Below are 7,576 nucleotides of genomic sequence, written 5' to 3' on the forward strand. Positions count from 1 at the left end.
GTATCAACCCATGGCCGAAAAAAAACAGTGGCATGAAACGCTACACGACCAGTTTGGGCAGTACTTTGCTGTAGATAACGTTCTGTATCATGAAAAGACCGATCACCAGGATCTGATCATTTTTGAGAACGCCGCATTTGGTCGCGTAATGGCGCTGGATGGCGTAGTACAAACCACCGAGCGCGACGAGTTTATCTATCATGAGATGATGACCCACGTTCCGCTATTAGCCCACGGTCACGCGAAACATGTGCTGATTATCGGCGGCGGCGACGGTGCCATGCTGCGTGAAGTGACCCGACATAAAAACGTTGAGTCAATCACGATGGTGGAAATCGATGCGGGTGTCGTGTCGTTCTGCCGTCAGTATCTGCCCAACCATAACGCCGGTAGCTACGACGATCCGCGCTTTAAACTGGTGATCGACGATGGCGTCAATTTCGTTAATCAAACCAGCCAGACCTTTGATGTCATTATCTCCGACTGCACCGATCCTATCGGTCCCGGCGAAAGTCTCTTCACCTCAGCATTTTATGAAGGCTGCAAACGTTGCCTGAATCCTGGCGGTATTTTTGTCGCACAGAACGGCGTCTGCTTTTTACAGCAGGAAGAGGCCATTGACAGCTATCGTAAACTCAGCCATTACTTCAGCGATGTTGGCTTTTATCAGGCGGCAATCCCGACCTATTACGGCGGCATCATGACCTTTGCATGGGCGACAGATAACGACGCCTTACGCCATCTCTCAAGCGAAATTATTCAGGCGCGTTTTCTCGCCTCTGGCCTGAAATGCCGTTATTACAATCCGGCAGTCCATACGGCAGCTTTTGCCTTACCTCAGTATCTGCAAGACGCACTGGCCTCACAGCCGTCCTAAGGAGAAGATAAGAAATTGAAAAAACTGAAACTGCATGGCTTTAATAATCTGACCAAAAGTCTGAGTTTTTGTATTTACGATATCTGCTATGCCAAAACTGCCGAAGAGCGCGACGGTTATATCGCTTATATCGATGAACTCTATAATGCCAACCGCCTGACCGAAATTCTGTCAGAAACCTGTTCCATTATCGGAGCCAATATTCTTAACATCGCCCGCCAGGATTACGAACCACAGGGTGCCAGCGTCACTATTCTGGTGAGTGAAGAACCGGTCGACCCGAAACTTATCGACAAAACAGAACACCCTGGACCACTGCCAGAAACGGTCGTTGCCCATCTCGATAAAAGTCATATTTGCGTACATACCTATCCGGAAAGCCATCCTGAAGGCGGTTTATGTACCTTCCGCGCTGATATTGAAGTCTCGACCTGCGGCGTGATTTCTCCGTTGAAGGCACTGAATTACCTGATCCACCAGCTTGAATCCGATATCGTGACCATTGATTATCGCGTGCGCGGTTTTACCCGCGACATTAACGGTATGAAGCACTTTATCGACCATGAGATTAATTCGATTCAGAACTTTATGTCCGAGGATATGAAGGCGCTGTATGACATGGTGGATGTGAACGTCTATCAGGAAAATATCTTCCATACAAAAATGTTGCTTAAAGAGTTCGATCTTAAGCACTACATGTTCCACACTAAACCGGAAGATTTAACCGACAGCGAGCGCCAGGAAATTACCGCTGCGCTGTGGAAAGAAATGCGCGAGATTTATTACGGGCGCAATATGCCAGCTGTTTAACGGCTCTGGCGGAGCTCGCAGGCTCCGCCAGATTTATCTACTTCTGCTGCACAAAATCGCGATAAGCCGCCACTACCTGCAAGAAGTCCTCAACGCCGCACAGCGACAGGCTTTCCTCGTCGTAGTAGTTCATCCCCTCTTCCATTTCATCGCCAGCGAATTCCAGTTGATTGGCGCGAACCATCACCTCTTCACCGTCCATCCACAGGGTGTATTCATGCCCTGCCCGCTGCCAGGAACGTTCGCTGCCTTTGAGCGTGCGCGCTGCGTCTTCCACTTCGTCAAGCAAGGCCAGGTTTTCTTTCACTTCTTCATTAAACCAGTGCCCGATGACTTCATGCCCCATGGACATGCGCACCTTTACCACTCCGGTTACATCACGCAGAAATTCGTAATCCATAGTGTGTTCCTCTGCTCCCGGCAATGCGCCGAAATCGCATTGCGCCATTGATTTAATTATCGCAGCCTTATCGGAGAAAAACAGCGGAACGGCGATGGTTTAGAAATAAAAAATGCCCGGGAATCTCATTCACCGGGCATTGTCTCGTTTATGCGCAGCGGGTGCGCTTACTTATTAAACCGCAGTCTGGAAAATCACCCCATCCGCTTTTTCGGTGTACTGAGAAAGCTGGTTGAAGTTCAGATAACGATAAGTATCAACGGCTGTTTTATCTACCTGCGCCACGTAGGTCTGGTACTCTTCCGGCGTCGGCAGTTTGCCAATCAGCGCCGCAACAGCAGCCAGTTCCGCAGAAGCCAGGAAGACGTTCGCGCCAGTCCCCAGACGGTTCGGGAAGTTACGGGTAGAGGTGGAAACCACCGTCGCACCGTCCGCTACACGCGCCTGGTTACCCATACACAGGGAACAGCCAGGGATCTCGATACGTGCACCACTCTTACCGAAGACGCTGTAGTAGCCTTCTTCGGTCAACTGCGCGGCGTCCATACGCGTTGGCGGTGCCACCCACAGGCGGGTCGGCAACTGACCTTTGTGCGCATCCAGCAGTTTACCGGCGGCACGGAAGTGACCGATGTTGGTCATGCAAGAACCGATAAACACTTCGTCGATCTTCTCGCCCTGTACCGCAGACAGCGGACGTGCGTCGTCCGGGTCGTTCGGTGCACAGAGGATTGGCTCTTTGATATCAGCCAGATCGATATCGATTACTGCTGCGTATTCTGCATCAGCATCGGCTTCCAGCAGCTCAGGATTCGCCAACCATTTTTCCATACCCTGAATACGGCGTTCCAGGGTACGACGATCGCCATAACCTTCCGCGATCATCCACTTCAGCAGGACGATGTTAGAGTTCAGGTATTCAATGATCGGCTCTTTGTTCAGCTTGATGGTACAACCGGCAGCAGAACGCTCGGCGGACGCATCGGTCAGCTCAAAGGCCTGCTCAACTTTCAGATCCGGCAGACCTTCGATTTCCAGAATGCGACCAGAGAAGATGTTTTTCTTGCCTTTCTTCTCAACGGTCAGCAGACCTTGTTTGATCGCATACAGCGGAATGGCGTGTACCAGATCGCGCAGGGTGATGCCTGGCTGCATTTTGCCTTTGAAGCGAACCAGAACGGATTCCGGCATATCCAGCGGCATTACGCCTGTTGCAGCTGCAAATGCCACCAGACCAGAGCCCGCCGGGAAAGAGATACCGATCGGGAAACGGGTATGGGAGTCACCGCCAGTACCGACGGTATCCGGCAGCAGCATACGGTTCAGCCAGGAGTGAATTACGCCGTCACCCGGACGCAGCGACACACCGCCACGGTTCATAATGAAGTCCGGCAGCGTGTGGTGCGTATTCACGTCAACTGGTTTCGGATACGCCGCGGTGTGGCAGAAAGACTGCATCACCAGGTCAGCCGAGAAGCCCAGGCACGCCAGGTCTTTCAGTTCATCACGGGTCATTGGACCGGTGGTGTCCTGAGAACCGACTGAGGTCATTTTCGGTTCGCAGTACGCGCCCGGACGAATGCCTTTCACGCCGCAGGCACGACCGACCATTTTCTGCGCCAGCGAGAAGCCGCGATCGCTCTCAGCGACATCTTTCGCCTGACGGAACACATCGCTGTGTGGCAGGCCGAGTGCTTCACGCGCTTTGGTGGTCAGGCCACGCCCGATAATCAGCGGAATACGGCCGCCAGCACGCACTTCATCAATCAGCACGTCGGTTTTCAGTTCGAAGGTCGCCAGCAGTTCGCCGGTTTCGTGGTTACGCACTTCACCTTTGTACGGGTAAACGTCAATCACGTCGCCCATGTTCAGGTTAGAGACGTCGACTTCGATTGGCAGTGCGCCGGCGTCTTCCATTGTGTTAAAGAAGATTGGCGCAATTTTACCGCCGAGACACAAACCACCGCCGCGTTTGTTCGGTACATGAGGAATATCTTCACCCATAAACCACAGCACGGAGTTAGTCGCAGATTTACGCGAGGAACCGGTACCCACAACGTCACCCACATAGGCCAGCGGGAAACCTTTCTGTTGCAGAGCTTCGATTTGCTTGATCGGACCAACAACACCCGGCTGGTCTGGCTCGATGCCTTCACGCGCGTTTTTCAGCATCGCCAACGCGTGCAGTGGGATATCCGGGCGTGACCACGCATCCGGTGCCGGAGAAAGGTCATCGGTGTTGGTTTCGCCAGTTACTTTGAAGACGGTAACGGTCAGTTTTTCAGCCAGCGCCGGGCGATTCAGGAACCATTCGGCATCTGCCCAGGACTGCATTACCTGCTTCGCATATTCGTTGCCTGCTTTCGCTTTCTCTTCTACGTCATAGAAGTTATCGAACATCAACAGCGTGTGGGACAGTGCTTTGGCAGCAATCGGTGCCAGTTTGGCATCATCCAGCGCGTCGATCAGCGGATGAATATTATAACCACCCTGCATGGTGCCCAGCAGTTCGATGGCTTTTTCCGGAGTCAGCAGTGGGGATTTAGCTTCGCCTTTGGCGACAGCAGCCAGGAAGCCTGCTTTGACATAGGCGGCTTCATCGACGCCAGGGGGAACACGGTTGGTTAACAGATCTAACAGGAATTCTTCTTCGCCCGCGGGCGGGTTTTTCAGCAGCTCTACAAGTGCGGCCATTTGGTTTGCATCCAGGGGTTTGGGCGCAATCCCCTCAGCGGCACGCTCAGCTACGTGCTTACGGTATTCTTCTAGCACGACGGTTCTCCTCGCTCTCATTGTCATAGTGCGGCAGGCGATTCTCTTCACGCTCCTGTGAGACAGCAGTTTGTAGGGTAAATGCCCAGTACCGCAACGGGCAGAATAGCAGGATTTTGACGATGTGTTAATCTGTTTACAAAAAAGCAACATAAAAAAGTGGCTGAATCGTTAAGGATAGTCTAGAGATTGTTTCCCTCCGTAAAAACCTCGTTAATTCGCATGGTGATAATCACCTTTCTCAACAAAACCCAAGATTAGTCAAAATTTAAACTACCGCCTCTTTATACTCGGATTCACAGCACCTGCGGGTGGCAGTTCGCCGACCATTGCGATTTCCTTGAGATCCGAATTATGAAAATTTCTTTGCCGTTTAAACCCCATGTGCTGGCGCTAATTTGCAGTGCCGGGCTTTGTGCCGCCTCTGCCGGGCTATATATAAAAAGCCGCACAGTGGAAGCGCCTGTGGAAGCGCAATCGACACAACTGGCTGCGCCTGACATCACCGCAGTTACGCTTCCTGCAACGGTTTCCGCACCGCCCGTAACGCCCGCCGTCGTTAAAACCGCATTCAGCACTGCGCAAATAGATCAATGGGTTGCACCTGTCGCGCTGTACCCCGACTCTTTGCTTTCACAAGTGTTAATGGCATCAACCTATCCGGCAAACGTTGCGCAAGCAGTGCAATGGTCGCACGATAATCCACTTAAACAAGGCGATGCTGCTATTCAGGCGGTATCTGACCAGCCGTGGGACGCCAGCGTCAAATCACTGGTAGCCTTTCCACAGTTGATGGCGTTGATGGGCGAAAACCCGCAATGGGTGCAAAACCTGGGCGATGCTTTTCTGGCGCAGCCGCAGGACGTGATGGACTCGGTACAGCGGTTGCGGCAACTGGCGCAACAAACCGGCTCGCTGAAGTCATCAACCGAACAGAAAGTTATTACCACAACGAAGAAAGCTATACCGGTAAAACAGACAGTCACGGCTCCCGTCATACCATCCAATACCGTTACAACTGCCAACCCTGTCATTACAGAGCCTGCAACAACCGTCATTTCCATTGAGCCCGCCAATCCTGATGTGGTCTATATTCCCAACTACAACCCAACCGTGGTTTACGGGAACTGGGCCAATACTGCGTATCCGCCGGTTTATCTGCCACCACCAGCCGGAGAACCGTTTGTTGACAGCTTTGTGCGCGGATTCGGCTATAGCATGGGCGTTGCTACCACGTACGCACTATTCAGCAGCATCGACTGGGACGATGACGATCATGACCATCATCATGACGATGATGATTATCACCACCACGATGGCGGTCATCGTGACGGTAATGGCTGGCAACACAACGGCGACAACATCAATATCGACGTCAACAATTTCAACCGTATCACCGGTGAGCATCTTACTGATAAGAACATGACATGGCGGCACAATCCAAACTACCGTAATGGTGTGCCCTATCATGATCAGGATATGGCAAAGCGGTTTCACCAAACCGATGTCAACGGCGGCATGAGCGCCACGCAGTTACCTGCTCCAACACGCGACAGCCAGCGTCAGGCGGCAGCAAGTCAGTTTCAGCAACGAACACACGCCACACCCGTCATTACGCGAGATACCCAACGTCAGGCAGCGGCACAGCGGTTTAATGAAGCTGAACACTATGGGAGCTATGACGACTTCCGCGACTTCAGCCGTCGCCAACCACTGACCCAGCAACAAAAGGACGCCGCTCATCAGCGTTATCAGTCGGCCTCTCCTGAGCAGCGCCAGGCAGTCCGCGAGAGAATGCAGACTAACCCGCAGAACCAGCAGAGAAAAGAAGCGGCACGTGAGCGTATTCAGTCAGCCTCGCCTGAGCAGCGCCAGGCGGTTCGCGAGAAAATGCAGACTAACCCACAGAACCAGCAGCGAAGAGAGGCAGCGCGTGAGCGTATTCAGTCTGCCTCGCCTGAGCAGCGCCAGGTGTTTAAGGAAAAAGTACAGCAGCGCCCACAGAACCAACAGCAACGTGATAACGCCCGCCAGCGTATACAATCGGCATCACCTGAACAACGTCAGGTTTTTCGGGAGAAAGTTCAGGAGAGTCGCCCACAACGTCTAAACGACAGTAACCGTACTGCCAGGCTGAATAACGAGCAACGGTCAGCAGTACGCGAACGGCTGTCTGAGCGTGGAGCAAGAAGACTGGAAAGGTAAATTGCAGACGTAAAAAAGCGGCGTGGTTAGCCGCTTTTTTAATTGCCGGATGTTCCGGCAAACGAAAAATTACTTCTTCTTCGCTTTCGGGTTCGGCAGGTCGGTGATGCTACCTTCGAACACTTCTGCCGCCAGGCCCACAGACTCGTGCAGAGTCGGGTGCGCGTGGATGGTCAGTGCGATGTCTTCAGCATCACAACCCATTTCGATTGCCAGACCGATTTCACCCAGCAGCTCGCCGCCGTTAGTACCGACAATCGCACCACCGATCACACGGTGAGATTCTTTGTCGAAAATCAGCTTGGTCATACCGTCTGCGCAGTCAGAAGCGATAGCACGACCAGAAGCAGCCCACGGGAAGGTGGCGGTTTCGTAGCTGATGCCTTTCTCTTTCGCTTCTTTCTCAGTCAGACCCACCCATGCAACTTCTGGTTCGGTATAGGCGATAGACGGGATAACTTTCGGATCGAAGTAGTGTTTCTTACCAGCAATAACTTCAGCGGCAACGTGAC

5 protein-coding genes and 1 pseudogene are annotated in these 7,576 nt (G+C 52.7%); 3 read left to right on the top strand and 3 right to left on the bottom strand.

Annotation, left to right across the window (positions count from 1 at the left end):
• The first annotated feature begins 10 nt into the window (after positions 1 to 10).
• Complete coding sequence (speE, locus tag ATB02_RS18340; RefSeq protein WP_000818419.1) at positions 11 to 877, top strand: polyamine aminopropyltransferase; 867 nt, start codon at positions 11 to 13, stop codon at positions 875 to 877.
• A 15-nt stretch (positions 878 to 892) separates the two neighbouring features.
• Positions 893 to 1,687, top strand: a complete 795-nt coding sequence (gene speD / locus ATB02_RS18345) for an adenosylmethionine decarboxylase (RefSeq protein WP_000734290.1) — start codon at positions 893 to 895, stop codon at positions 1,685 to 1,687.
• Between the two features lie 37 nt (positions 1,688 to 1,724).
• Here speD and yacL read toward each other — a convergent pair whose 3' ends face one another.
• Together yacL and acnB are read right to left on the bottom strand one after the other, a co-directional pair.
• The gene (gene yacL / locus ATB02_RS18350) at positions 1,725 to 2,087 is read right to left on the bottom strand and encodes a protein YacL (RefSeq protein WP_000384317.1); all 363 of its coding nucleotides are present in this window, start codon (positions 2,085 to 2,087) and stop codon (positions 1,725 to 1,727) included.
• Between the two features lie 174 nt (positions 2,088 to 2,261).
• On the bottom strand, positions 2,262 to 4,859 hold the full coding sequence (gene acnB, locus ATB02_RS18355; protein ID WP_001355211.1) for a bifunctional aconitate hydratase 2/2-methylisocitrate dehydratase: 2,598 nt from the start codon (positions 4,857 to 4,859) through the stop codon (positions 2,262 to 2,264).
• 354 nt (positions 4,860 to 5,213) lie between these two features.
• On the opposite strand from acnB, the gene ATB02_RS18365 reads away from it, so the two are divergent.
• Positions 5,214 to 7,064, top strand: a complete 1,851-nt coding sequence (locus ATB02_RS18365) for a DUF3300 domain-containing protein (protein ID WP_105272038.1) — start codon at positions 5,214 to 5,216, stop codon at positions 7,062 to 7,064.
• A gap of 69 nt (positions 7,065 to 7,133) precedes the next feature.
• On the opposite strand, the pseudogene ATB02_RS18370 reads toward ATB02_RS18365, so the two are convergent.
• Positions 7,134 to 7,576: pseudogene (locus ATB02_RS18370) on the bottom strand (dihydrolipoyl dehydrogenase); the annotation flags it as partial.

It is taken from the genome of Escherichia sp. MOD1-EC5189 (assembly GCF_002966045.1).
Classification (GTDB): Bacteria; Pseudomonadota; Gammaproteobacteria; order Enterobacterales; family Enterobacteriaceae; genus Escherichia; species Escherichia coli_F.

What these genes read in the sequence shown, in the direction of transcription:
- yacL (WP_000384317.1), bottom strand. Translation starts at nt 2,087, where the DNA reads ATGGATTACGAATTTCTGCGTGATGTAACCGGAGTGGTAAAGGTGCGC.
- ATB02_RS18365 (WP_105272038.1), top strand. Translation starts at nt 5,214, where the DNA reads ATGAAAATTTCTTTGCCGTTTAAACCCCATGTGCTGGCGCTAATTTGC.
- speE (WP_000818419.1), top strand. Translation starts at nt 11, where the DNA reads ATGGCCGAAAAAAAACAGTGGCATGAAACGCTACACGACCAGTTTGGG.